This window comes from Cupriavidus sp. OTU4054, from assembly GCF_038440175.1.
Classification (GTDB): Bacteria; Pseudomonadota; Gammaproteobacteria; order Burkholderiales; family Burkholderiaceae; genus Cupriavidus; species Cupriavidus pauculus_D.
Window position 1 is genome coordinate 1 of the sequence record NZ_JASATF010000035.1, and the last position, 23,271, is coordinate 23,271.

Annotated in this window: 20 protein-coding genes; 12 read left to right on the forward strand and 8 right to left on the reverse strand. The window is 66.4% G+C overall.

Annotation, left to right across the window (positions count from 1 at the left end; translation table 11 throughout):
• The first annotated feature begins 263 nt into the window (after positions 1 to 263).
• Positions 264 to 1,226 carry a DUF3047 domain-containing protein gene (locus AAHB16_RS28705; RefSeq protein WP_342052587.1) on the forward strand — a complete coding sequence of 321 codons (963 nt, stop codon included), beginning with the start codon at positions 264 to 266 and terminating at the stop codon, positions 1,224 to 1,226.
• Here the strand turns inward: AAHB16_RS28705 and AAHB16_RS28710 are convergent.
• Positions 1,223 to 2,263, reverse strand: coding sequence for a DUF2891 domain-containing protein (locus tag AAHB16_RS28710; protein ID WP_342052588.1), 1,041 nt, complete (start codon positions 2,261 to 2,263; stop codon positions 1,223 to 1,225). The genes AAHB16_RS28705 and AAHB16_RS28710 overlap by 4 nt on opposite strands.
• 3 nt (positions 2,264 to 2,266) lie before the next feature.
• Positions 2,267 to 3,460 (reverse strand): M20 aminoacylase family protein, encoded by a 1,194-nt coding sequence (locus AAHB16_RS28715; RefSeq protein WP_342052589.1) that lies wholly within the window; start codon positions 3,458 to 3,460, stop codon positions 2,267 to 2,269.
• A gap of 336 nt (positions 3,461 to 3,796) precedes the next feature.
• On the opposite strand from AAHB16_RS28715, the gene AAHB16_RS28720 reads away from it, so the two are divergent.
• From AAHB16_RS28720 to AAHB16_RS28740, 5 genes are all read left to right on the forward strand, one after another.
• Positions 3,797 to 5,395 (forward strand): ABC transporter substrate-binding protein, encoded by a 1,599-nt coding sequence (locus tag AAHB16_RS28720; protein WP_150373634.1) that lies wholly within the window; start codon positions 3,797 to 3,799, stop codon positions 5,393 to 5,395.
• Positions 5,396 to 5,488: 93 nt separating this feature from the next.
• Positions 5,489 to 6,466: an ABC transporter permease gene (locus AAHB16_RS28725; protein WP_150373635.1), complete on the forward strand. Its 978-nt coding sequence runs from the start codon at positions 5,489 to 5,491 to the stop codon at positions 6,464 to 6,466.
• Positions 6,467 to 6,470: 4 nt separating this feature from the next.
• On the forward strand, positions 6,471 to 7,394 hold the full coding sequence (locus tag AAHB16_RS28730) for an ABC transporter permease (protein WP_342052590.1): 924 nt from the start codon (positions 6,471 to 6,473) through the stop codon (positions 7,392 to 7,394).
• A gap of 16 nt (positions 7,395 to 7,410) precedes the next feature.
• Positions 7,411 to 8,409 (forward strand): ABC transporter ATP-binding protein, encoded by a 999-nt coding sequence (locus AAHB16_RS28735; RefSeq protein WP_150373637.1) that lies wholly within the window; start codon positions 7,411 to 7,413, stop codon positions 8,407 to 8,409.
• Positions 8,406 to 9,482 (forward strand): ABC transporter ATP-binding protein, encoded by a 1,077-nt coding sequence (locus tag AAHB16_RS28740; RefSeq protein ID WP_223851370.1) that lies wholly within the window; start codon positions 8,406 to 8,408, stop codon positions 9,480 to 9,482. The genes AAHB16_RS28735 and AAHB16_RS28740 overlap by 4 nt, the downstream gene beginning before the upstream one ends.
• 45 nt (positions 9,483 to 9,527) lie before the next feature.
• Here the strand turns inward: AAHB16_RS28740 and AAHB16_RS28745 are convergent, their stop codons facing one another.
• Both AAHB16_RS28745 and AAHB16_RS28750 read right to left on the reverse strand, forming a co-directional pair.
• Positions 9,528 to 10,733 carry an ABC transporter substrate-binding protein gene (locus tag AAHB16_RS28745; RefSeq protein WP_150373638.1) on the reverse strand — a complete coding sequence of 402 codons (1,206 nt, stop codon included), beginning with the start codon at positions 10,731 to 10,733 and terminating at the stop codon, positions 9,528 to 9,530.
• Positions 10,734 to 10,899: 166 nt separating this feature from the next.
• Complete coding sequence (locus tag AAHB16_RS28750; RefSeq protein WP_342052591.1) at positions 10,900 to 12,147, reverse strand: ABC transporter substrate-binding protein; 1,248 nt, start codon at positions 12,145 to 12,147, stop codon at positions 10,900 to 10,902.
• Positions 12,148 to 12,300: 153 nt separating this feature from the next.
• Here AAHB16_RS28750 and AAHB16_RS28755 point away from each other — a divergent pair, with 153 nt between their 5' ends.
• The 4 genes from AAHB16_RS28755 to AAHB16_RS28770 all read left to right on the forward strand — a co-directional run bounded on the left by AAHB16_RS28755 (position 12,301) and on the right by AAHB16_RS28770 (position 18,119).
• Positions 12,301 to 14,415: a molybdopterin-containing oxidoreductase family protein gene (locus tag AAHB16_RS28755; protein ID WP_342052592.1), complete on the forward strand. Its 2,115-nt coding sequence runs from the start codon at positions 12,301 to 12,303 to the stop codon at positions 14,413 to 14,415.
• Positions 14,412 to 15,530 carry an aminopeptidase gene (locus AAHB16_RS28760; protein WP_342052593.1) on the forward strand — a complete coding sequence of 373 codons (1,119 nt, stop codon included), beginning with the start codon at positions 14,412 to 14,414 and terminating at the stop codon, positions 15,528 to 15,530. The genes AAHB16_RS28755 and AAHB16_RS28760 overlap by 4 nt, the downstream gene beginning before the upstream one ends.
• A 64-nt stretch (positions 15,531 to 15,594) precedes the next feature.
• Complete coding sequence (locus AAHB16_RS28765; protein WP_342052594.1) at positions 15,595 to 16,257, forward strand: TetR/AcrR family transcriptional regulator; 663 nt, start codon at positions 15,595 to 15,597, stop codon at positions 16,255 to 16,257.
• Positions 16,258 to 16,436: 179 nt separating this feature from the next.
• Positions 16,437 to 18,119 (forward strand): long-chain fatty acid--CoA ligase, encoded by a 1,683-nt coding sequence (locus tag AAHB16_RS28770; protein ID WP_342052595.1) that lies wholly within the window; start codon positions 16,437 to 16,439, stop codon positions 18,117 to 18,119.
• Between the two features lie 30 nt (positions 18,120 to 18,149).
• Here the strand turns inward: AAHB16_RS28770 and AAHB16_RS28775 are convergent, their stop codons facing one another.
• The 4 genes from AAHB16_RS28775 to AAHB16_RS28790 form a co-directional block, all read right to left on the reverse strand.
• Positions 18,150 to 18,605 carry a hypothetical protein gene (locus AAHB16_RS28775; RefSeq protein WP_150373644.1) on the reverse strand — a complete coding sequence of 152 codons (456 nt, stop codon included), beginning with the start codon at positions 18,603 to 18,605 and terminating at the stop codon, positions 18,150 to 18,152.
• Positions 18,602 to 19,090 (reverse strand): MarR family winged helix-turn-helix transcriptional regulator, encoded by a 489-nt coding sequence (locus tag AAHB16_RS28780; protein ID WP_150373645.1) that lies wholly within the window; start codon positions 19,088 to 19,090, stop codon positions 18,602 to 18,604. Before AAHB16_RS28780 ends, AAHB16_RS28775 begins: the two co-directional genes overlap by 4 nt.
• Before the next feature lie 75 nt (positions 19,091 to 19,165).
• Positions 19,166 to 20,167 carry a Bug family tripartite tricarboxylate transporter substrate binding protein gene (locus tag AAHB16_RS28785; protein WP_150373646.1) on the reverse strand — a complete coding sequence of 334 codons (1,002 nt, stop codon included), beginning with the start codon at positions 20,165 to 20,167 and terminating at the stop codon, positions 19,166 to 19,168.
• Positions 20,168 to 20,291: 124 nt separating this feature from the next.
• Positions 20,292 to 21,434: a porin gene (locus AAHB16_RS28790; protein ID WP_150373647.1), complete on the reverse strand. Its 1,143-nt coding sequence runs from the start codon at positions 21,432 to 21,434 to the stop codon at positions 20,292 to 20,294.
• A gap of 331 nt (positions 21,435 to 21,765) precedes the next feature.
• Here AAHB16_RS28790 and coq7 point away from each other — a divergent pair, with 331 nt between their 5' ends.
• Together coq7 and mraZ are read left to right on the forward strand one after the other, a co-directional pair.
• Positions 21,766 to 22,389 (forward strand): 2-polyprenyl-3-methyl-6-methoxy-1,4-benzoquinone monooxygenase, encoded by a 624-nt coding sequence (coq7, locus tag AAHB16_RS28795; protein ID WP_150373648.1) that lies wholly within the window; start codon positions 21,766 to 21,768, stop codon positions 22,387 to 22,389.
• A 452-nt stretch (positions 22,390 to 22,841) separates the two neighbouring features.
• On the forward strand, positions 22,842 to 23,270 hold the full coding sequence (mraZ, locus tag AAHB16_RS28800) for a division/cell wall cluster transcriptional repressor MraZ (protein WP_150373649.1): 429 nt from the start codon (positions 22,842 to 22,844) through the stop codon (positions 23,268 to 23,270).
• Position 23,271: the final 1 nt, after the last annotated feature.

Below are 23,271 nucleotides of genomic sequence, written 5' to 3' on the forward strand. Positions count from 1 at the left end.
CTACCCGTGTGAAAGTAGGTCATCGCCAGGCTCTTATGCTCAGAACCCCTCAGCGCACTCCGCTGAGGGGTTTTGTTTTTTTGCAACGCGCATCGCGTTCAGGGTACCGGAGCATTCCGGCCTTCCCCCCCATCTGATATCTTCCCCTCCAAGTTTCGTGCATTGGCGAAACGATGCAGTCAGCAACAGCAAAGCCGTGGTGCCAAGTTGAAGCAATGACGTAGCGCCGTAGCGGCAAAAAGTATTCGGGTTGGGGGAAAGTCATGGGGGCCAAGTTGTTTCGGCCGGTGAACTGGGCCGGCGCGGCGAGCGCGCTGGTGCTTGCGGGATGCGCTTCGACGGTGCATCCGCCCGACGATCCTTCGAGTCTTGCCGCGGCATCCGCTATCGATTGCAAGACGTTCGCCGCCAAAGCCGCCATGAAGTCGACCGTTCGGGGGCCGCAGAGCGCGCCGCTCGTTTCCGCACTTCCCACGCTCGATCCCCTCGAACTCGCCAACCGTGCCGGCAATCCGGACGCCGATGCCGGCGGTTCGGGCGAGGCCGATAGCGAAGGCGACACCGTGATCGCGCCGCCGCTGGCGACGCTGCCGCTGTTCTCGACCGCCGCGGGTCCCGCGCGGACGCCTGCCGGCTGGCAACCCTGGACCATCAATCGCAACAAGACCCCCACGCGCTACGCACTGACGCAGGTCGATGACCGCGTGGTGCTGCATGCCGAAGCCGACAATTCGGCATCGGGCCTGTACGTGCCGCTGGAGCAGCGCACGGCGGGCACCATTCGCTGGACGTGGAAGACGCGCGACGTGATTCGTGGCGCCGATAACGGCGAGAAGCAGCGCGAAGATGCGCCGCTTCGGCTGTTCGTCGCGTTCGATGGCGACCATTCGACGCTGTCGCTGCGCGATCAGCTGATGTTCGAGATGGCCCGCATTACCACGGGCCGCGAGATGCCCTATGCCACGCTGATGTATATCTGGGGCGGGCGCCGCGCCGAAGGCACCGTGCTGCCCAACCCTCATACCGATCGCGTGCGCATGATCGTCGTGGACTCCGGCACGCGTCACGCCAACGAGTGGCGCTGCCATGAGCGCGACCTGCGCGCGGACTACAAGAAGGCGTTCGGTACCGACCCCGGCAAGGTGATTGCGGTGGGACTGATGACCGATACCGACAATACCAAGACGCGCGCCGAAGCCTGGTACGGCGATATTGCCCTCGATTAGACCGAGCAGGTCGGCGGTTCGGCGCGGTCCGCCAGCGCCAGCAGCGCGAACGACGCCAGCCAGTGGGTGGCCACGTAATGGCCGTCCGCGGCCTGCGACAGCGAGGCCTCGAGGTGCGCCGACCATGCGCGCACCGCGAGCGGCTGCATCGGCTCGGGCAATGCGGGCGCGAGCAATCGCCAGCACCACGCGCGCGACAGGTTCAGGCCGTCGAGATGCGACAGCTTGGGATCCGAACGGTCGCTGACCATCACCGGTGTCATCCACGTGGCGAGGTCCGCCTGCGTGGGCGCGAACAACCCCCACCATTCATCGAACTCGCAGCCGTCGAGCACGTAGCGCATGAGCACCGCTTCGGTCATGCCGCCGGAGAGAAACTCGTCGCCACCCGGCTCGTAGCGGGCCGGGTAACGCTGGTCGTGACCGAACCAGCGATGGGCACGGCGTACGATTGCGCGCTTTAGCGCCGGATGCGAGTCCGTGTTGGCATACGACCACGCCATGATCAACGCGAAGGCGCTATTAGCGTGCGTGCCCGCGCGAATCGGAAAATCAGCGATATCGAGATAATCGATCAGCCGCTGGGCCAGGTACGTGGCCAGCGGCGCGCATGCATCGGCCCAGCGCCTGGCCTGCGGGTCGCTGGCGGCCAGCGTGTGCAGCTCCGCCTGCAGCCGCAGCACCCACGCCCAGCCGTAGGGACGTTCGAACGTGCTTGCACCGCCATGCTCGAAATAGGCGAGTTCCGTCGCAATGGCATCGGGGCGCAGTTGCGCATCGAGCGTGGCGCGAATCTCGGTGGCGATGTCGAGCGTGGGCCGTAGCGCGAGCACGCGCACAAGCAGCCAGTGCATGTGCACGCTCGAGTGCCAGTCGTAGCTGCCGTAGAAGACCGGGTGCATGGCAACCGGCTCGGCGATATCGTCGGGGCCGGTCATCAGGTGATCGACCTTGTACGGATAGCGCCGCACCACGTTGTCGAGTGCCACGCGCGCAAAGCGCGCGGCGGTGTCGTCATCCAGCAGCGGAGGCGTCATGGATCAGGCCGGTGCGAGCCACTTTTCCACGAGCTTGACGAAGAACGTCGAGCCCACGGGCAACAGTTCGTCGTTGAAGTCGTAGCTGGGGTTGTGCAGCATGCACGGGCCCATGCCGTGGCCGGACTCGCGATGCTTGCCTTCGCCGTTGCCGATGAACAGGTAGCAGCCGGGCTTCTCCTGCAGCATGAACGAGAAATCCTCGGCGCCCATCGTCGGCTCGTAATGGCCATCGACATGGTTCGCGCCGACGAGCTCGCTGGCCACGCCCACCGCGAATTCGGTCTCGGCCGGCGTGTTGATCGTCGGCGGATAGTTGCGGTGGAACGTGAAGTCGACGGTGCAATCGAAGGCCTGCGCGACCGCGCGGGCGACTTCTTCCATGCGGCGCTCGATCAGGTCCAGCACCGGCACCGTGAACGTGCGCACGGTGCCGCCGAGCCATGCTTCGTTCGGCACGATATTGGTGGCGTCGCCGGCGTGGAACTGCGTGACGGAGATGACCGCCGTGTCGATCGGGCGCTTGTTGCGCGTGATGATGCCCTGCAGCGCAGACACGATCTGCGCGCCCGTGAATACCGGGTCCGCGCCGTTGTGCGGCATGGCCGCGTGCGCACCCTTGCCGCGCACGACGATCTTGAATTCGTTGCTCGATGCCATGAACGGGCCGGCCGTGGTGCCGAACGAACCGGCCGGCATGCCGGGCCAGTTGTGCATGCCGAACACCGCGTCGCACGGGAAGCGCTCGAACAGGCCGTCCTTGATCATCTCGCGCGCGCCGCCGCCGCCTTCTTCGGCCGGCTGGAAGATCAGGTTCACGGTGCCGTCGAACGAGCGGTGCTGCGCGAGATAACGCGCGGCGCCGAGCAGCATCGCGGTGTGGCCGTCATGGCCGCACGCATGCATCTTGCCCTTGTGCTGCGACGCGTGATCGAACGTATTGGCTTCCTGCAGCGGCAACGCGTCCATGTCGGCACGCAGGCCGATGGCGCGGTTGCTGTTGCCGTTGCGGATCACGCCGACGAGGCCGGTGGTGCCGAGGCCGCGGTGCACCTCGATGCCCCACGATTCGAGCGTGCTGGCGACGAGGTCCGCCGTGCGCTGCTCTTCGAAGCACAGCTCCGGATGCGCGTGGATGTCTCGTCGGATCTTCTGGATTTCGGCTTGCGCCTGGAGGATTTCGGGGAGAAGTTTCATGATGCCGCTTGGGGTCGGGTCATTGCTGGCCATGGGGGACACCCCAAGATCATACGACGACCGTCATCAAAGCGCCAAAGCATGCACTTCCGAACACGTGCCCGGCTACCCGAACCCGCGTCCGCCCGCGCGGGTGGGTTTTCACGCATGGCGTGGAGGGGTTACTGCTGGAACAGTTCATGCTTGAAGTGCCCGGCCAGCCGCGTGACATTCCACGATGCGTAACGCGCCGCACCAAAACGGCGCCACGCAGCGAAGTGTCATCGATGGCTGATTGCCATTGATTCGTCCCATCCAGACTTCAGACTTCAGACTTCCTCTAGGGAGATTCGCGCGATGTTCCTTCGCAACGTCAAGAAGGCGGCCCGCCAGCTATGCGGCGCCGCGCTGCTCACCGGGGCCCTCGGCCTCTCGGCAGCCGTGCCGGTCCACGCCGCGGACCTGCGGATTGCCATGAGTTCGCCACCGACCTCGATGGATCCGCACTTCTATAACCTGTTCTCGAACATCAACGTCTCGGAGCACGTCTTCGATACGCTGATCAAGCTCGATCCGGACAGCCGCGTGATTCCCGGTCTGGCGGAGTCCTGGAAGCTCATCAACGACACCACGTGGGAATTCAAGATCCGCAAGGGCGTGAAGTGGCATGACGGCACGGAGCTGACCACCGAGGACGTGGTCTGGGCGCTCGACCGTCCCGCGACGATCCAGAACAGCCCCGGCAAGTTCGACGTGTACACGAAGGCGATCGTCGGCAAGAAGATCATCGACAAGTACACGATCCAGCTGACGACGGCGCAGCCGTATCCGCTGATGCTCAACGACCTGACCTCGGTCTTCATGGTGCAGAAGAAGGCCACGCAGGGCCTTTCCTCGGACGACTTCGCACAGGGCAAGGGCATGATCGGCACCGGCCCGTTCAAGTTCGTGAGCTATGCGCGCGACGACCGGGTCGAACTGGTGCGCAACCCCGACTACTGGGGTCCGAAGCCCGCATGGGACAAGGTGACGCTGCGCTTTATCCCGAATCCGGCCACGCGCCTCGCCGCGCTGCTGTCGGGCGACGTGCAGGCCATCGAGAACGTGCCGACGCCGGACCTGCCGAAAGTGCGCCAGGATCCGAAGCTGAACTTCTTCTCGAAGATCTCGCATCGCGTGATCTACCTGTACTTCGATACCAAGCGCGACAAGTCGCCGTTCGTCACGACGAAGGACGGCCAGCCGATGGACAAGAACCCGCTGAAGGACGCGCGCGTGCGCATCGCCATCAGCACGGCCATCAACCGCCAGGGTATCAAGGACCGCCTGATGGAAGGCCTGTCGGAGCCGACCAACAACCTCGTGCCGTCGACGCTGTTCGGCTACAACCCCGAGCTGAAGACCCTCAAGTACGACCCGGAAGCGGCCAAGAAGATGCTGGCCGACGCGGGATATCCGCAGGGCTTCGGGCTGACGCTGCATACGCCTAACAACCGCTATGTGAACGACGAGCGCATTGCGCAGACCATCGCGCAGAACCTGACGCGCGTCGGCATCGTGACCAAGGTGGAAGGCATGCCGATGGCCACGTACGCGTCGAAGGGCGGCAAGCACGAATGGTCGTTCGGCCTGGTGGGCTGGGGTGCGCAGACGGGCGAAGTGAGCTCGCCGCTGCGCGCGCTGCTGGCCTGCGAGGACTCGAAGAAGGGCTTCGGCACGGTGAACTGGGGCGAGTACTGCAATCCGAAGATGGATACGGTGCTCGAGAAGGCCCTGGCTACGGTGGACGACAACGAGCGTTCGAAGCTGCTGCAGGAAGCGACGGCGATCGGCATCCTCGATGGCGGTATCATCCCGATCCATCATCAGGTGACGACGTGGGCGACGGTCAAGGGCATTACCTACGTGCCGCGTACCGACGAACGCACCTACGCGCATAACTTCAAGCCGCAGTGACGATGGGCGGAGCTGGCTGCGGTCTGGCAGCCGGCTCCGCGCGGTGAATGTAGTCAACGCGGTCGTTGCAGGCGAAAGGATAGTGTCCCCAATATGCTGGTCTTCATCATCCGGCGCCTGATGCAGAGCATTGTCGTGCTGCTGGTCATGTCGCTGCTGGTCTTCCTCGGCGTCTTCGCCATCGGCAACCCGGTCGATATCCTGATCAGCCCGCAGGCGGACCAGGAGGACATCAAGCGCACCATCGCGGCGCTCGGTCTCGACAAGCCCCTCTGGGAGCAGTACTGGATCTTCCTGCAGAATGCGCTGCACGGAAATCTCGGCACGTCGTTCGCGCATGGCACGCCCGCGCTCAAGCTGATCTTCGAGCGCATGCCCGCGACGATGGAACTCGCGGTCTGCGCGATCCTGCTGGCCATCGTGCTCGGCATTCCGCTGGGCCTGATTGCGGGCCTGCGGCCGAACAGCGTCGCGGCCAAGTCGATCATGACGATCTCGATCCTCGGTTTCTCGCTGCCGACTTTCTGGGTCGGGCTGATGCTGATCGTCGTCTTCGCCGTGCAGCTTGGGTGGCTGCCTTCCAACGGGCGGGGCGAGACGGTGTCCGTGCTCGGCGTGCCGTTGAGCTTCCTGACGCTCGACGGCATCCGGCATCTGATTCTTCCCGCGATCACGCTCTCGTTGCTCAATATCGCGATGGTGATCCGGCTGACGCGCGCGGGCACGCAGGAGGCGATGCTGCAGGACTACGTGAAGTTCGCGCGCGCCAAGGGCCTCTCGAACTCGCGCATCGTCGGCGTGCATGTGCTCAAGAACATCATGATCCCGATCGTGACGGTCATCGCGCTGCAGTTCGGCTCGATCATCGCGTTCGCGATCGTGACCGAGTCGATCTACGCGTGGCCCGGCATGGGCAAGCTGATCATCGATTCGATTCAATTGCTGGACCGGCCCGTGATCGTCGCGTACCTGATGGTGGTCGTGACGCTGTTCATCCTGATCAACCTCGTGGTCGACATCGTGTACAGCATGCTCGACCCGCGCGTGCGCATCGCCGACAACAAGGGCTGACGTCATGAGTCTTACTACCGCATCTCAAGGCGCGACAGCCAAGCCGCAGCGCGAGCAGACGCCGTGGCGCCGGTTCGTCGGGCAGTTCGTCGCGAGCAAGCTGGCCGTGACGGGCCTGGTCGTGCTCGCGCTGATCCTGCTGGTGGCGATCTTCGCGCCGCTGCTGTCGCCGCAGAATCCGTACGACCTGTCCTCGGTCAATATCCTCGACAACTTCCGCCTGCCGGGCGAGCGCGGCGACGACGGCATGCTGTTCGTGCTCGGCACCGACGAGCAGGGCCGCGACGTGCTGTCGGCGGTCATGTACGGGCTGCGCATCAGCATCGCCGTGGGCGTGGTGAGCACGATCATCGCGCTGATCGTGGGCGCGACGCTGGGCCTGCTGGCCGGTTTTCTCGGCGGCCGCACCGAAGCGATCGTGATGCGCGTGGCCGATCTGCAGCTGTCGTTTCCGCCGATCCTGCTCGCGCTGATCCTGCTGGCGCTGCTGGGCCGCGGCATCGGCAATATCGTGATCGCGCTGGTCGCGGTGCAATGGGCGTACTACGCGCGTACCACGCGCAGCGCCGCGCTCGTGGAACGCCGAAAGGAATATATCGAGGCCGCGACGTGCCTCGGGCTGCCGGCGGGGCGCATCATGTTCCGCCATCTGCTGCCGAACTGCCTGCCGCCGCTGATCGTCATCGCGGCGCTGCAGGTGGCATCGGCGATCACGCTCGAGGCGACGCTGTCGTTCCTCGGCCTCGGCGTGCCGGTGACCGAGCCGTCGCTGGGCTCGCTGATCGCGAACGGGCAGCAGTTCCTGCTGTCCGGGAAGTACTGGATCAGCTTCTTTCCCGGCATCGCGCTCGTCACGACGATCGTCGCCATGAACCTCGTCGCGGACCAGTTGCGCGACGTGCTGAATCCGCGTCTGCAGACGCAATGACCCAGGGGGTGCCACTATGAGCCAGCCGACCTTGGTCGTGGAGAATCTCAAGACGCAGTTCTTTACGCGCGCGGGTGTCGCGCGCGCGGTCGATGACGTGTCGTTCACGGTGCGCCGTGGCGAGATCATGGGCCTGGTCGGCGAGTCCGGCTCGGGCAAGTCGATGACGGGCTATTCGATCATGGGATTGATCGACCCGCCGGGCAAGGTCGTCGATGGGCGCATCGCGCTCACGAGCCGGGACGGCATCACGCGAGACCTGCGCGCGCTCACGCCCGCGCAGCAGCGCGATGTGCGCGGCAACCGGATCGCGATGATCTTCCAGGATCCGATGATGACGCTGAATCCGGTCCTGCGCATCGATACGCAGATGATCGAGGCAGTGCTCGCGCACGAGAACGTCGGCAAGGCCGTGGCGCGCGAGCGCGCGCGCAATGCGCTGGCGCGCGTCGGCATTCCTTCGCCGGACGAGCGGCTGCAGTCCTATCCGCATCAGTTCTCGGGCGGCATGCGGCAGCGCGTGGCGATTGCGATCGCGCTGCTCAACAAGCCGGACCTGATCATCGCGGACGAGCCGACCACCGCGCTCGACGTGACGATCCAGGGGCAGATCCTTTACGAGATGCAGACGCTGTGCCGCGAGTCGGGCACCGCGCTGATCTGGATCACGCACGACCTGTCCGTGGTGGCGGGCCTCGCGGACAGCGTGTGTGTGATGTACGCGGGCAAGATCGTGGAGCAGGGCAGCGTGCAACAGGTGCTCGAGCATCCCGAGCATCCTTACACGCATGGGCTGATCAGTTCGGCGCCGTCGCGCAATCCGCGCGGCGCGCCGCTGCGGCAGATTCCCGGGATGACGCCGTCGCTGCTCAACCTGCCCGGCGGCTGCTCGTTCCGCGAGCGCTGCCCCTATGCGACCGATATCTGCAAGACCGAACCGCCGCTGGCGCACACGGCCGATGGCCGGGGCCTGCGCTGTTTCCATCCGGTCGCTGCGCAACAGGAGGCCGCATGAATGCACCCGTGATCGATTCCGCGCGCGCACAGGCGGCCGCCGCGTCGGACGTTTCCAATACGGCTGAAGGGACGCCCACCGCGCCGCTGCTCGAACTGCGGCGCGTGTCCAAGCGCTTCGTCAAGTCGCTCGACACCGCCGCGAAGATTGCCAACGTGCTGGGCGCGCGCATGCGCGAGGAAGTCGTGCATGCGGTGGATCGCGTCGATCTGTCGATCCGCTCGGGCGAGGTCGTCGGTCTGGTCGGCGAGTCGGGCTGCGGCAAGTCCACGCTCGGCCGTATGGCGGTGGGTCTCCATTCGCTGACCGAAGGCGAGCGGTTCTGGCGCGGCACCGACCTCGACCGCCTGCCACCCGAGAAGCGCCGCGAGCGGCAGCTCGGCATCCAGATGATCTTCCAGGATCCGTATGCCTCGCTGAATCCGCGGCTGCGCGTGCTCGACATCGTCGGCGAGGCACCGGTGGTGCACGGCATCGTGCCGAAGGGCGAGCAGAAGGCCTACGTCGAGGACATGCTCGTGCGCGTGGGGCTCGATCCCACCGTGCTGCGGCGCTTTCCGCATCAGTTCTCGGGCGGGCAACGCGCGCGCATCGGCATTGCGCGCGCGCTGGCCGTGCGGCCCGAGTTCCTCGTGTGCGACGAGTCCGTGGCCGCGCTCGACGTCTCGATTCAGGCGCAGGTGCTGAACCTGTTCATGCGCCTGCGTGAAGACCTGAACCTGACGTACCTGTTCATCAGCCACGATCTTGGCGTGGTGAAGCACATCAGCGATCGCGTGGTCATCATGTATCTGGGCCGCGTGGTCGAATCCGCGCCGACCGAGGACGTGTTCGCGTCGCCGAATCATCCTTATACGCAGGCATTACTTGCGGAGGCACCCAAGCTCGAGGTGGGCAAGAAGACTTATGTGGCGATTCGCGGCGAGATTCCGTCGCCGCTGAATCCGCCGACCGGGTGCCATTTCCATCCGCGTTGCCCGCATGCGATGGATCGGTGCCGGAGCGAGCAGCCGGCGCTCAAGGAGATTGCGCCGATGCGCTGGTCGGCGTGCCACCTCAATGACATGACGTAAGTCATGGCGAGGCCCCCCGCCATCGTCGGCGGGGGCGGGCGCGGCTCAGCGAATGACGACGCCGCGCGAATTGATGATCGTCATCTCGACGAACTTCGAACCGACGTGGTTGTCCGGTCCGAACTGGACGATAAAGCCGCCGAGGTCCACGTTGCGCATGCCCTCGACCGTCGTCACGAATTTCTCGCGCGTGAGGTCGCGGCCCGTGCGGCGCAGGCCTTCGACGAAAGCCTTCGCGGCGATGAAGCCCTCGATACTCGCGTAATCGAAGTCGTTCTGGCGGCCGGCCGCCTGGAGCAGGCGCAGATACTCGCGCACCACCGGCAGCGTCGCGTTGCCCGGATGCGGCATCACCTGCGAGATGATCACGCCGCTGCCCTGCGGACCCACTTCCTTGGCCAGCGCCTGCGTGCCGACGAACGACACGTTGTAGAACTGCCCCGTGTAGCCGCGCCGCAGCGCTTCCTTGACGAAGGCGCCGACGGTCCGGTACGCGCTCACGAGCACGACCGCATCGGGCTTGGCCTTCATGGTCTCCTGCATCGCGTCGCCGATCTCGACGGTATTGCGGACCACGTTCGCGCGCGAGACGAGTTGCACGCCGCTGTCCGCCGGCAGGCCCTTGATCGCGTGTTCGACGCCATCGAGGCCGGACTTGCCGTACGCGTCGTCGTTGTAGACGACGGCCACGCGCTTGAGGCCCGTCGTGCGGATCTGCCGCACGATGGCCATGGTTTCCTCGTCATAGCCCGCGCGTACGTGGAATACGTAGCGGCTGCGCGGGTCGCGGAGCGACTGCGCGCCGGAGAGCGGTGCGAAGAACGGTACGCGGGCCTGGTTCGCGAGCGGCACGGCGGCCTGCGACGTCGGTGTGCCGACATAGCCGAACAGCGCAAATACGCGACTGTCCTCGATCAGCTTCTTCGTATTCTTGATGGCCTCGTCCGGCTCGTAGCCGTCGTCGAGCACCTGCAGTTCGATGCGGCGGCCGAACACGCCGCCCTGCTGGTTGATCGCATCGAAGTACAGCCGCGCGCCCGCGTTCATCTGCTTGCCGAGCGTGGCGGTCGGACCCGTGAGCGCGGCGGACTGCCCGATGACGATCGTGTCCGCGGTGACGCCGACTTCCGCTGGCGCGGTGTTGGCCGCGAAGGCGGCGCCGGACAGGCCGGCACCCGTGACACCCATGGTGGCGCACGCCACCAGCAGGCCGGCGAGGCGCCGGCGCTTGACCCTTGATTGCAAAACCATTGTGATAGCCCCGTCAATCCAACCATTCTTGCTTGCTGCGTGCGCGGCTGCCGGTCTGTCGCCGGGCTGTTGCGAGCGCCCGGACATCATAATCGAAGAGCGGTGACTGCAAGCAAAATATGACGGTTCCGCCTGTTCGGGCGAGGCAAGGACGCCACAGGCGCGGCTAGCGGATGGCCTGCCCGCGCGCGTTGAGCACGGCCAGATCGACGAACTTCGAGCCGACGTGATCCTCCGGCGAGAACTGGATGTCGAATCCGCCCAGATCGATGGCGCGCATGCTCTCCAGAGCGGCGATGAACCTGTCGCGCGTCGGGTCGCGGCCCGTGCGGCGCAGCCCTTCGACAAACGCCAGCGCGGCGATGAATCCCTCGAGGCTCGCATGGCTGTACGCGCCGGCATGGCCGGCGGCCGCGAGCAGGCGCTGGTACTCGCGCACGAGCGGCAGCGTGGCGTTACGCGGGTTCGGCATGACCTGCGAGACGACGACGCCGGCCGCCTGGGCGCCGAGCGCCTTCGCCAGCGAGGTGGCGCCGACCGAGGAGAGGCAGTAGAACTGGCCCGCATAGCCGCGCCGCAGCGCCTCGCGGATAAACGCGGCGGCCGTGCCGTAGGCGCCGATCACCGCGACCGAGTCGGGATGCTGCTCGAGGACCGCCGCCGCCGTGGCGCTGACATCCACGGCATTTCGTGCCACCGCGTGTTCGCCGGTGATCCGCACATCGGCGGCCGGCCGGCTCCGCACCGCCCTGGCGATGCCCTCGAGGCCCTCGCGGCCGTAGCTGTCGTCGTAATAGACCACGGCAAGCCGATGCAGGCCCGACGATGCAATCTGCCGGACGATGGCCGCCGTTTCGCGGTCGTATCCCGCCCGGACATGGAACACATGGCGGTTGACGGGCGTGCGCAGCGCGCGGGTGCCCGTGAACGGCGCGAACAAGGGGATGCGCGCCTGCTGGATGAGCGGCAGCACCGCCAGGGTCGTGCTGGTGCCCACATAGCCGAAGAGCGCGAACATGCCGTCGACGAGCAGCTTGCGCGTGTTGCGTGTGGTTTCGTCGGGCACATAGGCGTCGTCGAGCGCGTGCAGTTCGATCGCGCGGCCGAAGATGCCGCCGTGCCGGTTGACGTTGTCGAAGCACAGCCGCGCGCCGAGGTTCAGCTGGGTGCCGAGCTCGGCCGCGGGGCCCGACAGCGGCGCCGACTGGCCGATCAGGAGGGTGGTGGGGGTGACGCCGGGCTCCGGCCGGACGCCGATGCGCGTGTCGGTGCGGGCGGGCTCCGCCGCGGCAGCGGGGCGCAGGGGGGCAAACGGGGTCGCGAGCGCGGGCAGCGTGCCGGCAAGGCGGCCGCAGAAATGCCTGCGGCCCTGCCCGGACGGGAGGTCTGCGGTGGGGTCCGGGTTTCGGTCCATAGGGAAGGATCTTGAAAGCCAGTGGGGCCGCGAAGCGTAAGTCGGATGGGCGCCGCGGGGCCGGATTCGAATACAATCCTTAACAAAATTCCGCCGGCATTCGCTGTGTCGCGGGCGCCGGCCGTCCTGCCCCCATCTCGTATTTCCGTCCCCATGGCCACCAGCATCGTCCGCGCCGCCTGTCCCCACGATTGTCCCGATACCTGTGCCTTGCACGTCACCGTCGAGGACGGCCGCGCCATCAAGGTCGTGGGCGACCCCGACCATCCCGCCACGCGTGGCGTGCTGTGCACGAAGGTGTCGCGCTATACCGAGCGGACCTACCACCGTGACCGCCTGCTAACGCCGCTGCGGCGCGTGGGCAAGAAGGGCGAAGGACGCTTCGAACCCATTTCGTGGGACGAGGCGCTGACGGAGATCGCGAGCCGGCTGTCCGGCATTGCCGCGCGCGATCCGCAGGCGATCGTCCCGTACAGCTACGCGGGCACGATGGGCCTCGTGCAGGGGGAGAGCATGGCCGCGCGCTTCTTCCACAAGCTCGGCGCGTCGCTGCTCGACCGCACGATCTGCGCGAACGCGGGCGCGACCGCGCTGCGCTATACGTTCGGCGCGCCGGTCGGCATGGATATCGAGTACGTGGCCGACGCGAAGCTCGTGATCATCTGGGGCGGCAACCCGATTGCCTCGAACCTGCATTTCTGGACGCGCGTGCAGGAAGCCAAGCGCCGCGGCGCGACGCTCGTGGCGATCGATCCCTACCGCTCGCTGACGGCCGAGAAATGCCATCGCCATATCGCGCCGATGCCGGGCACTGACGGCGCGCTCGCGCTGGCGATCATGCACGTGCTGATTCGCGACGATCTGCTGGACCACGACTACATTGCGCGGCACACGGTCGGCTTCGACGCGCTGCGCGAGCGCGCGGCAGCGTTCACGCCCGAGCGGGCGGCCGGTATCTGCGGCATTCCCGTGGACGATATCGAATGGCTGGCCGCGCTCTATGGCCGCACCGCGGTGCGGGAGCGCCAGCCCGTGGCCATCCGCCTGAACTACGGCATGCAGCGCGCCCATGGCGGCGGGCAGGCCGTGCGCGCGGTGGCATGCCTGCCGGCGCTCGTCGGCGCATGGCGCCACGCCGCGGGCGGCATGCAGCTATCGACGTCGGGCTTCTTCCCCGTCGACAACCAGGCGCTGCAACGGCCCGACCTGCTGCCGGACTGGCCGCGCGTGCCGCGCACGGTGAACATGAGCACCATCGGCGATGCGCTGCTCGACGACGGCACGGGCGGCAACGGCCCGAAGATCGAGGCGGTGGTCGTCTACAACAGCAACCCCGTCGCCGTGGCGCCGGAATCCGCGAAGGTCGCGGCCGGCTTCGCGCGCGAGGACCTGTTCACGGTGGTGCTCGAGCACTTCCGCACCGATACGGCCGATTACGCCGATATCGTGCTGCCGGCCACGACGCAGCTGGAACACGTCGATGTGCACAAGGCCTATGGCCATACCTACTTCCTCGCCAACAACCAGGCGATTGCGCCGATCGGCGAGTCGCTCCCGAACACCGAGATCTTCCGCCGACTGGCGGCGCGCATGGGCTTCACGGACCCGTGCTTCCAGGACAGCGACGAGGCCATTGCCGCGCAGGCGATCGATCGTGGCGACGCGCGCGCGAAGGGTATCGACTGGGACACGCTGAAGGCCGAGGGGTGGCAAAAGCTGAACGTGCCCGCGGCGCCGTTTGCCGACGGCAACTTTCCGTCGGCCTCGGGCAAGTGCGCGTTCTATTCGGAAGCGATGGCGCGCGACGGGTTCGACCCGCTGCCCGCCTACGTGCCGCCGTACGAGTCGCCGGCCACTGCGCCGGACCTCGCCTCGCGGTATCCGCTCGCGATGATCTCGCCGCCCGCGCGCAACTTCCTGAACAGCTCGTTCGTGAACGTCGATAGCCTGCGGGCCACCGAGGGCGAGCCGCATCTGGACATCCATCCGCAGGACGCGGCGGCGCGCGGCATCGTGGATGGCGCGATCGTGCGCGCGTTCAACGACCGCGGCACCCTGCGCGTCCGGGCACGCGTGACCGAGCGCGCGCGTCAGGGGCTCGTGGTGGGGCTCTCCATCTGGTGGAAGAAGCTCGCGCCGGACGGCAAGAACGCCAACGAACTGACGAGCCAGCGCCTGACCGACCTGGGGCGCGCGCCGGTCTTCTACGACTGCCTCGTGGAAGTGGAGGCGGTGACCCAGTCCGAACGCGAGGGCATCGCGTCATGATCCGGCGGCCGGCCTGCCGGCGCGTGGCGGGTGCGATCCTCGCACTCGCCGCCGCCGTGCTCGTGGCCGGCTGCGACACGCTGGGGTATTACTACCAGTCGATCGGCGGGCATCTGGGCGTGATGGCGCAGGCACGGTCGCTCGACGATGCGATCGCCAACGCGAACGATGCCAACGACGCGCGCCTTGCGCAGCGACTGGCGCTGGCCGGCAGGATGCGCGACTTCGCGTCGCGCGAACTGCTGCTGCCGGACAACGGGAGCTACCGCCGCTATGCAAACCTGCATCGGCCGTACGTGGTGTGGAGCGTGTTTGCCACGCCCGAGCTGTCGATGGACCTGCACAAGTGGTGCTTCCTGGTCGTCGGCTGCATCACGTACCGCGGCTACTACGCGCAGGACGATGCCGACCGCTATGCGGCGGAGTTGCGCAAGGAAGGCTACGATGCCTACGTGGCGGGCATTCCCGCCTATTCGACGCTTGGCTATTTCGACGATCCGCTGCTGAATACGTTCGTCTATCTGCCCGAGGGCGAACTCGCGCGCATGATCTTCCACGAACTCGCGCATCAGGTCGTGTACGTGCGCAACGACACCGCGTTCAACGAATCGTTCGCCACGGCCGTGGAAACGGCGGGCGTGGAGCGCTGGCTCGCGGAGGATGCGTCGCCCGACGCGCGCGCGAGCTACCGCCTCTACGACGAGCGCCGCGTGCAGTTCCGGGCGATGCTGCTGCGCACGCGCGACCGGCTCGTCGCGCTCTACCGGTCGAATCAGGACGAGGCGGCCAAGCGGCGCGGCAAGGCGCAGATCTTTGCCGACCTGCGCGCCGAGTACGAGACGCTCAAGACATCGTGGGGCGGCTACAGCGGCTACGACCGCTGGTTCGACCGGCCCCTGACCAATGCCCAGCTCGCGGCCGTGGCCACATATCAGCAATGGGTGCCGGCGTTCACCGCGCTGCTCGCGCAATGCCACGGCGAGTGGAAGTGCTTCTATGCGGCCGCCGGGCGCATCGGCGATCTGCCCGCGAAGGAGCGCGACGCTGCGCTGCGCAGGCTCGCGCCGCCGGCCACGCATGTGGAGCCGCTGACGGCCGACCGCGCGGGCGACTGATTGCCCTCAACTGACGCATCGGAATCGTCCTAGCCCGACCTCGCACATGCGAGAATTGCGCACCATGTCACACGCCCCAAAGAAAACGCACACCGGACCGCGCGCCGCCGAGGCGCTGACGCTCGCGGAAGACGGACCGGCACGCGCCCACGTGGCCGAGCGGCAGGAAGCCCGGCGGCGGCAGATTCTGGATGCCGCGGCGCAGCTCTTCTACACGAAGGGCTATCCCGGCATGACGATGAACGACCTGTGCCGCGCGCTGGGCGTGACCAAGCCCGCCGTCTACTATTACTTCACCGACAAGTACGAGATCTTCGACATCCTGTGCCGGGAGTCGGCGCAGACCTGCCTGCCCGTGCTTCGCGAGACGGCCGATGCGTCGCTGCCCGTGCGCGAGCGGTTGCAGGCCTGCCTGCTGGAGCTCGCGCGGCGCTGCGTGCGTTGCCATGTCGCGGCCACGCTGAGTTTTCGGGACAACCAGTACCTGAAGCCGGATACGGTGGCATGGCTCGAGCGCATGGCGCGCGATTTCTATCGCGACCTGTACGCGTTGCTCGAGGAGGGCCGTGCCGCGGGTGTGCTGTCGTTCGGCGATGCGCGCGTGACCGCGCATGCGATCGGCAGTGTCATCGGGTTCATGTACACGTGGCATGTGCCGGGCCGCATGGATGAAGAACTGCTGGCGCGCGAGCTGGCCGCGAACATGATGAAGCTGGTGCTGCCCTGAGCGGGCACGGCTGCCGGTAGGGGTAATCCCTCGCAAGGGTCTGTCGAGTGTCGCATAATTCACGATTCAGGCGAATTGTGGTGTCGAGGAGTTCATCTAACGTGTTGTCTTAGGCGGGGCGCACGTTTAGGATTCCCCAAAAAAGCGAACGACCATTCAGAAATTCAGGAGACCGGCGTATGGAAAAACTGTGGCTGAAGCAATATCCGGCAGGCGTCCCCGCGGAGATCGATGCCAGTCCCTATCGTTCGCTGGCCCAGTTGCTCGAGGAATCGTTCCGTACCTATGCGGCCAAGCGCGCGTTCGTGTGCATGGATGCGTCCATCACGTATGGGGAGCTCGACCGCCTCTCGCGCCAGTTCGGCGCGTGGCTCCAGTCGCGGGGGCTGAAGCCCGGCGCGCGCGTGGCCATCATGATGCCGAACGTGCTGCAGTATCCGGTGGTGCTGGCGGGGGTGCTGCGCGCGGGCTACGTCGTGGTCAACGTCAATCCGCTGTACACGCCGCGTGAGCTCGAGCATCAGCTGAAGGACAGCGGCGCCGAGGCGATCGTCATCCTCGAGAATTTCGCGGCCACGCTGCAGGCGGTGCTGCCGAACACGCCGGTGCGCCACGTGGTGGTGGCGAGCATGGGTGACATGCTGGGCACCGTGAAGGGCGCGGTCGTCAACTTCGTCGTGCGCAACGTCAAGAAGATGGTGCCCGAGTGGCAGTTGCCGAACTGCGTGCGCTTCAACGACGTCCTCCGCGAATCGCGCCAGCTGACGCTGGCGCCGGTGAATACCGGTCCCGACGATATCGCGTTCCTGCAGTACACGGGCGGCACCACGGGGATCTCGAAGGGCGCGGTGCTGCTGCATCGCAATGTCGTGGCCAATGTGCTGCAGTCCGAGGCATGGATGCAGCCCGCGCTGGACAAGGGCGCGCCGATCGACCAGGTGATCACGATCACCGCGCTGCCGCTGTACCACATCTTCGCGCTCACGGTCTGCTGCCTGCTGGGCATGCGCAATGGCGGCCTGTCGGTGCTGATTCCGAATCCGCGCGATATCCCGGGCTTTATCAAGGAGCTGCAGAAGTACCGGTTCAATATGTTCCCGGCCGTGAACACGCTCTACAACGCGCTGCTCAATCATCCGGACTTCGACAAGGTCGATTTCTCGGGGTTGCGCGTCGCGAACGGCGGCGGCATGGCGGTGCAGGAGGCCGTGGCGAAGAAGTGGCTGTCGCGCACGGGCTGTCCGATCATCGAAGGCTACGGCCTCTCGGAGACGTCGCCGTCGGCCACGTGCAATCCGACCGATACCGATGCGTTCTCGGGCACGATCGGGCTGCCGCTGCCCTCGACGGAAATCGCGATCCGCGACGACGACGGCAACGACGTGCCGCTGGGCCAGCCCGGCGAAATCTGCCTGCGCGGGCCGCAGGTGATGGCGGGCTACTGGAACCGCCCCGACGAGACGGCCAAGGTCATGACGCCCGATGGCTACTTCAAGACCGGCGATATCGGCGTGATGGACGAGCGCGGCTACACGAAGATCGTCGATCGCAAGAAGGACATGATCCTGGTCTCGGGCTTCAACGTCTATCCGAACGAGGTGGAAGGGGTCGTGGCCGAATGCCCGGGCGTGCTCGAAGTGGCCGCGGTGGGCGTGCCCGACGTGCACTCGGGCGAGGTCGTGAAGCTCTTTATCGTGCGCAAGGACCCGGCGCTCTCGGAGGAGTCCGTGATCGCGTTCTGCCGGGAGCGGCTGACGGGCTACAAGCGTCCGAAGTACGTCGAGTTCCGCACCGAACTGCCGAAGACCAACGTCGGCAAGATCCTGCGTCGCGAACTGCGCGACAGCCGCCAGGCGGCCTGACCCCGGTCAGTCGCCAGCGGCCCGGGCCCTTCAACACTCGTTGGACGGGCCCATCTGCGGCTGCTGCACGCCATCGGGGTAAGTCAGCCGCACGCATGTGCCGACGTCGAGCCCTGGCGCGGCCGGCGCGTTGACGGACGCGATGGTGCCATCCTGCGCGCGTACCTTGTACTGGAAGAGGTCGATCTGCTGCGCGGGCGGCGGCTTGTTGAACAGCCGCGACAGATCGAACGACATCCCGACCCCCACGCCACCGCCACCGCCGCCACCCACACCGGCGGCGCCGACGCCCACGCCGGTGCCGCCATAGGCCGGCGTCTGGGTGACATCGACCCGCGACAGATAGGTTTTCTCGGTAACGCGGCCGAGCTTCACGGTGGCGTTGATGGGCGTGACCTGCGGCGGTTGCGGCTGGCTCGCGCACGCGGTCAGCAGCGCGGCCAGCGCGAGCGGAGAACTGGCAAGAAGGGTGCGGACGAGTGTCATGACGTGGTCAGGCTGGTTTTGAGGGTGCCGAGCAGTCGGAACAGCGCGTCGCGATCGGCTTCGGCGAGCCCCGCGAACAGACGTTCGACCCACGCTTCGTGCGCAAGTGCCATGCGCGAAAAGGCTTCCCGGCCAGCCGGTGTCAGCCGGATGAGATAGGCGCGGCGATCGTTGGGCAGGGGCTCGCGCGTGACGAGGCCCTCTTCCTGCAGCTGATCGGTAATGCCGGTGACGTTGCCACCCGTGACCATCATGCGGCGCGACAGCTCGCCCATCTTGAGGCCCTCGGGATGGCGGTCCAGCTGGGACATGAGGTCGAACCGCGGCAGCGTGACCGCGAAGTCCTGACGCAGGCGCGAGCGGATATCGGTTTCCACCAGCGTGGTGCAGGTCAGCAGCCGCAGCCACAGACGCAGCGCGGCGTGGCCGCTGTCGCCGGCGCGCGTTTCCAGATCGATCTGTGCGTGCGGTTCGGTAGCGGACATGGCGGGGCGGCGGACATTTGTTGAAGTCTCAAGTATATGCCCATGCCCGCCGTGCCCGGGCCTGCGGGCACGCGGTCAGTCCACCTTCGCGCCCGAGTCCTTCACCACCTTCGCCCATTTGACGTGCTCGGACTTGATCAGCGCCGCGAACTGCTCGGGCGTGTTGCCGCTCGGGTCCGCGCCCTGCGCGAGCATGCGTTCGCGCACCGCCGGCGTGGCGAGGCTCCTGGCCACTTCCTGCTGGATCTTCTGGATGATCTCGTGCGGCGTGCCGGCGGGAGCGAGCAGGCCGAACCACGAGCTTGCCTCGAAGCCCGGCAGCTTGGCGGCCTGCGCGACGGTCGGCAGGTCGGGCAGCGCCGGCGACGGCTTGGCGCTGGTGACCGCGAGCGCCTTGAGCTTGCCGGCCTTGATCAGTGCCATCGACGACGGCAGGTTGTCGAACATGACCTGCATGGTGCCGCCCGCGAGGTCCGCCAGCGCGGGGCCGCTGCCGCGGTACGGGAAATGGACCATGAAGGTCTTGGTCTGCGTCTTGAACAGTTCGCCGGCCAGATGGATCGAGGTGCCGTTGCCGCTCGACGCCATGTTGAGCTTGCCGGGGTTGGCGCGCGCGTAGGCGATGAGGTCGTTGACGCTGTTGATGTGGTTCTGCTGCGCGAAGGCGGGGTTCACCACGAGCACGTTCGGCACCGCGGCCACGAGCGTGATCGGCGCGAAGTCCTTGATCGGATCGAACGGCAGCTTGCCGTACAGCGACTGGTTGATGCCGTGCGTGCCCACGGTGCCCATGAGCAGGGTGTAACCGTCCGGGGCGGACTTCGCGACCATGTCCGCGCCGATGTTGCCGCCGGCGCCGGGGCGGTTATCGACGACGACGTTCCAGCCCGCGAGCTTGGACAGCTCGGCCGAGACCGCGCGGGCGAGGATGTCGGTGGTGCCGCCGGCCGCGAACGGCACGACCAGGCGGATCGGCTTGTTAGGGTAGGGGTCGGCGGCGTGCGCGGCGGGCAGGGCGAAGGGCAGTACGGCGGCGGACAGCAGCAGCGCGAGCGCGCGGCGGCGAGGTTGTTGCATGGCGATGTCTCCAGAATTGGGGCCGGGATGGGTCCGGTCTCGCCGCCCATTCTAGTTGCATGTGGCGCACACCGTGGATGAGGGAAATCCCACTGTCGGCCGTGGTTTTCCCTCACCCGGAGGATCAGAACTTGTGCCGGATGCCGAGCGCCACGCCGATCATCGTGTTCTTGCCCGCCTGCGGGAAGTATCCGTTCGCGAAGCTCACGGCCGAGGTGTCGAAGTTCAGGCCCGAGTTCTTGGAGAAGCCCGTGGTCAGGTACACGTCGGTGCGCTTGGAGAAGTTGTAGTCCGCCACGAAGCTGATCTGCCACGGGTTGGTCGGGTTGTTCGAGGGCGATGCCAGCGTGGGGCGCAGCTGCTTGAGGTCGTCGTAGAAATACGCCAGCGTGAGGCTGAGCGGCGCGGTGACCTGATAGTTCAGGCCGACCCAGTAGTAGTTGTCGCGCTGCAGTTCGCTGCCGTCGGGGGCGGTGATGCGGCCCCAGCGGTAGCCGGCCATCAGCTTGGCGGGGCCATAGCTGTAGCTGGCCGCGGCACCGATCTTGCGCGAGCGGCCGGGGTCGTTGATCGTGGCCGTCGGTCGCCATTCGTCATAGGCGACCGTCAGGCCGAGCGGCCCGGACATGTACAGCAGGCCCGCACCGCCGCCCGCGTTGTTGTCGAAGTTGCCGGGGGTTTCGCCCGAGCCGCCGTTCGCGAGCGGATTCAGGCCGATGGCCGCGACGCCCGTGCCGAAGCTCCAGTGCGCTTCCGCGGTCAGCGCGCCGAACACGGCGGTGTACTTGACGGTGTTGTCGGAGCGGAAGTTGGTGCCCAGCTGCGCGACCACGGGCTCGTAGATCGTGGCGTAACCGGTCGGCGAGAAGTTCGCGAACATGTCGAACATCGTCGTGTACTGGCGGCCGAAGGTCAGCCGGCCCAGCGAGTCGTTCTGCATGCCGACGTACGCCTGGCGGCCGAACAGGCGGCCGCCCTGCTGCGACTTGCCGTCATCGACGCCGAAGCCCGATTCGAGCACGAACAGGGCCTTCGTGCCGCCGCCGAGGTCCTCGGTGCCGCGCAGGCCCCAGCGCGAGCCGGACAGGCCGCCACCGGTCTGCAGCCCGACGCGGCTGCCGCCGCCGGGCTGGTTGAAACCGGGTGCCAGGTGATTGTTGTATTCGATCGGCAGATCGACGACGCCGTAGAGGATCACGCTCGATTGAGCGGCCGCCACGCCGGAGAACGTACTCAAGGCCGCAAGCGCGAGAAGCGATTTCTTCATGCTCGGTTATCTCCATATAAGAATTATGTGGAGCGCGGAAGAATCTCCTCACTGCCTGTCTCTCTCTCTCATCCTTCCGCGCCCAACTTCTTGCCGAAGTCGGGAAACACTCTAGCGCACGGAGTCATGCAATTGACCCTGAGGTAAACGTCTTGTCTTCTTTTCACAACTCAGGGTTTGTGGGGACCGGTGCCAGCACTGGCGCGGCCTTGCGGGGCGCGAACAGGAACGCTCGGAGTACAATGCGGGAATTCCCGGACCGGTAGCGCCGCGCATTTCGGATGACGACGACGGCTGCTGGAAACTCCTCATTGCCTATCCATCGACATACATGGACTTCCTGATTCGAGAATTCGACGTGGCATTGCGCGCGATCGCCGGCGTGACCCGTGCCGGCCGCGAGAATCCCGCGAACCGTCTCGCGCCCGATACCGAACCGTTGTCGGCGGCCGAGCGCCAGCACGTGGCCGGGCTCATGCGAATCAACCATGTGGGAGAGGTATGCGCGCAGGCCCTGTACCAGGCGCAGAAGCTGACCGCGCATAGCGCGCCGGTGCGCGCGCAGATGGACGAGGCCGCGCGCGAGGAAGAAGACCATCTGTCGTGGTGCGCGGACCGGCTGCGCGAACTCGGTTCGCGTCCGAGCCTGCTCAACCCCGTGTGGTACGCGGGCGCATTCGCGATCGGCTGGCTCGCGGGCCGCGCGGGCGATCGCGTGAGCCTGGGCTTCGTCGCCGAGACCGAGCGGCAGGTCGAACATCATTTGACCAGCCACCTCGACAAGCTGCCGCAGGCCGATGGCCGCTCGCGCGCGATCCTCGAGCAGATGCGCGACGACGAGATCCGTCACGGCGATGCCGCGCGCGATGCGGGCGGGATACCGCTCCCGAACGCGATCCGCGCGCTCATGCGTGGTGCATCGCGCGTCATGACGACCACCGCGTACCGCGTCTGACGGCACGGTCCGACGCCTCGGCGCGGCGGGTCATGCGACGGCGTGCGAGGGCTGCACGCCGGGGCTGTGGAAAACCCGCGCGAGCCCTTGCGCGAGCGGGGCGCGCGGCAAAACGTTGTATCCTTCGCAACGGCGCGAAATCGCGTCGAAATCCTTTGTCGACGCGGTGTCCTCGGACGGTTCTCAGGTGGTTTCTCCGGTTTACTCCCTAAGATCTTCATTTCATTGATATTTCACTGTCATGGTGCGTGAGGTTGGCGCGCTAAGTCTTTGTTCTGATTCGAAAAACCCCCTTTTCTCCCCTGTTGCGCAGCCTTGACCGGCCAAAGTGCTTACTCTAAAGTGGGAAATTGTGTGAGCAAGTGTGTTTTTGTGTGATTTAGGGGTGCATTGCTGCGATCATTCCCGGAAGCTAGTGGATTCGAGTCGCAGCGCCCACGGGGGGAGAGAGTTTGTTCCAGGGAGCTTCGGCGCTTTCGCTGGATGCCAAGGGCCGGATGTCCATTCCGGCGCGGCATCGCGAGGCGCTGCATCAGCAGGCCGAGGGCCGGGTGACGCTGACCAAGCACCCGGACGGCTGCCTGTTGCTGTTTCCGCGACCCGAATGGGAATCCTTCCGTAACCGCATTGCGGCACTGCCGATGGACGCGCACTGGTGGAAGCGCATCTTTCTGGGGAATGCCGCCGACGTGGACATGGACGGCGCCGGCCGCGTGCTGATTGCACCGGAGCTGCGCACGGCCGCCACGCTCGACAAAGAGGTCATGCTGCTCGGCATGGGCAGTCATTTCGAAATCTGGGATGCCGCGACGTACACCGCCAAGGAACAGCAGGCGATGGCGCAGGGCATGCCGGAAGCGTTGAAGCAATTCTCTTTCTGAA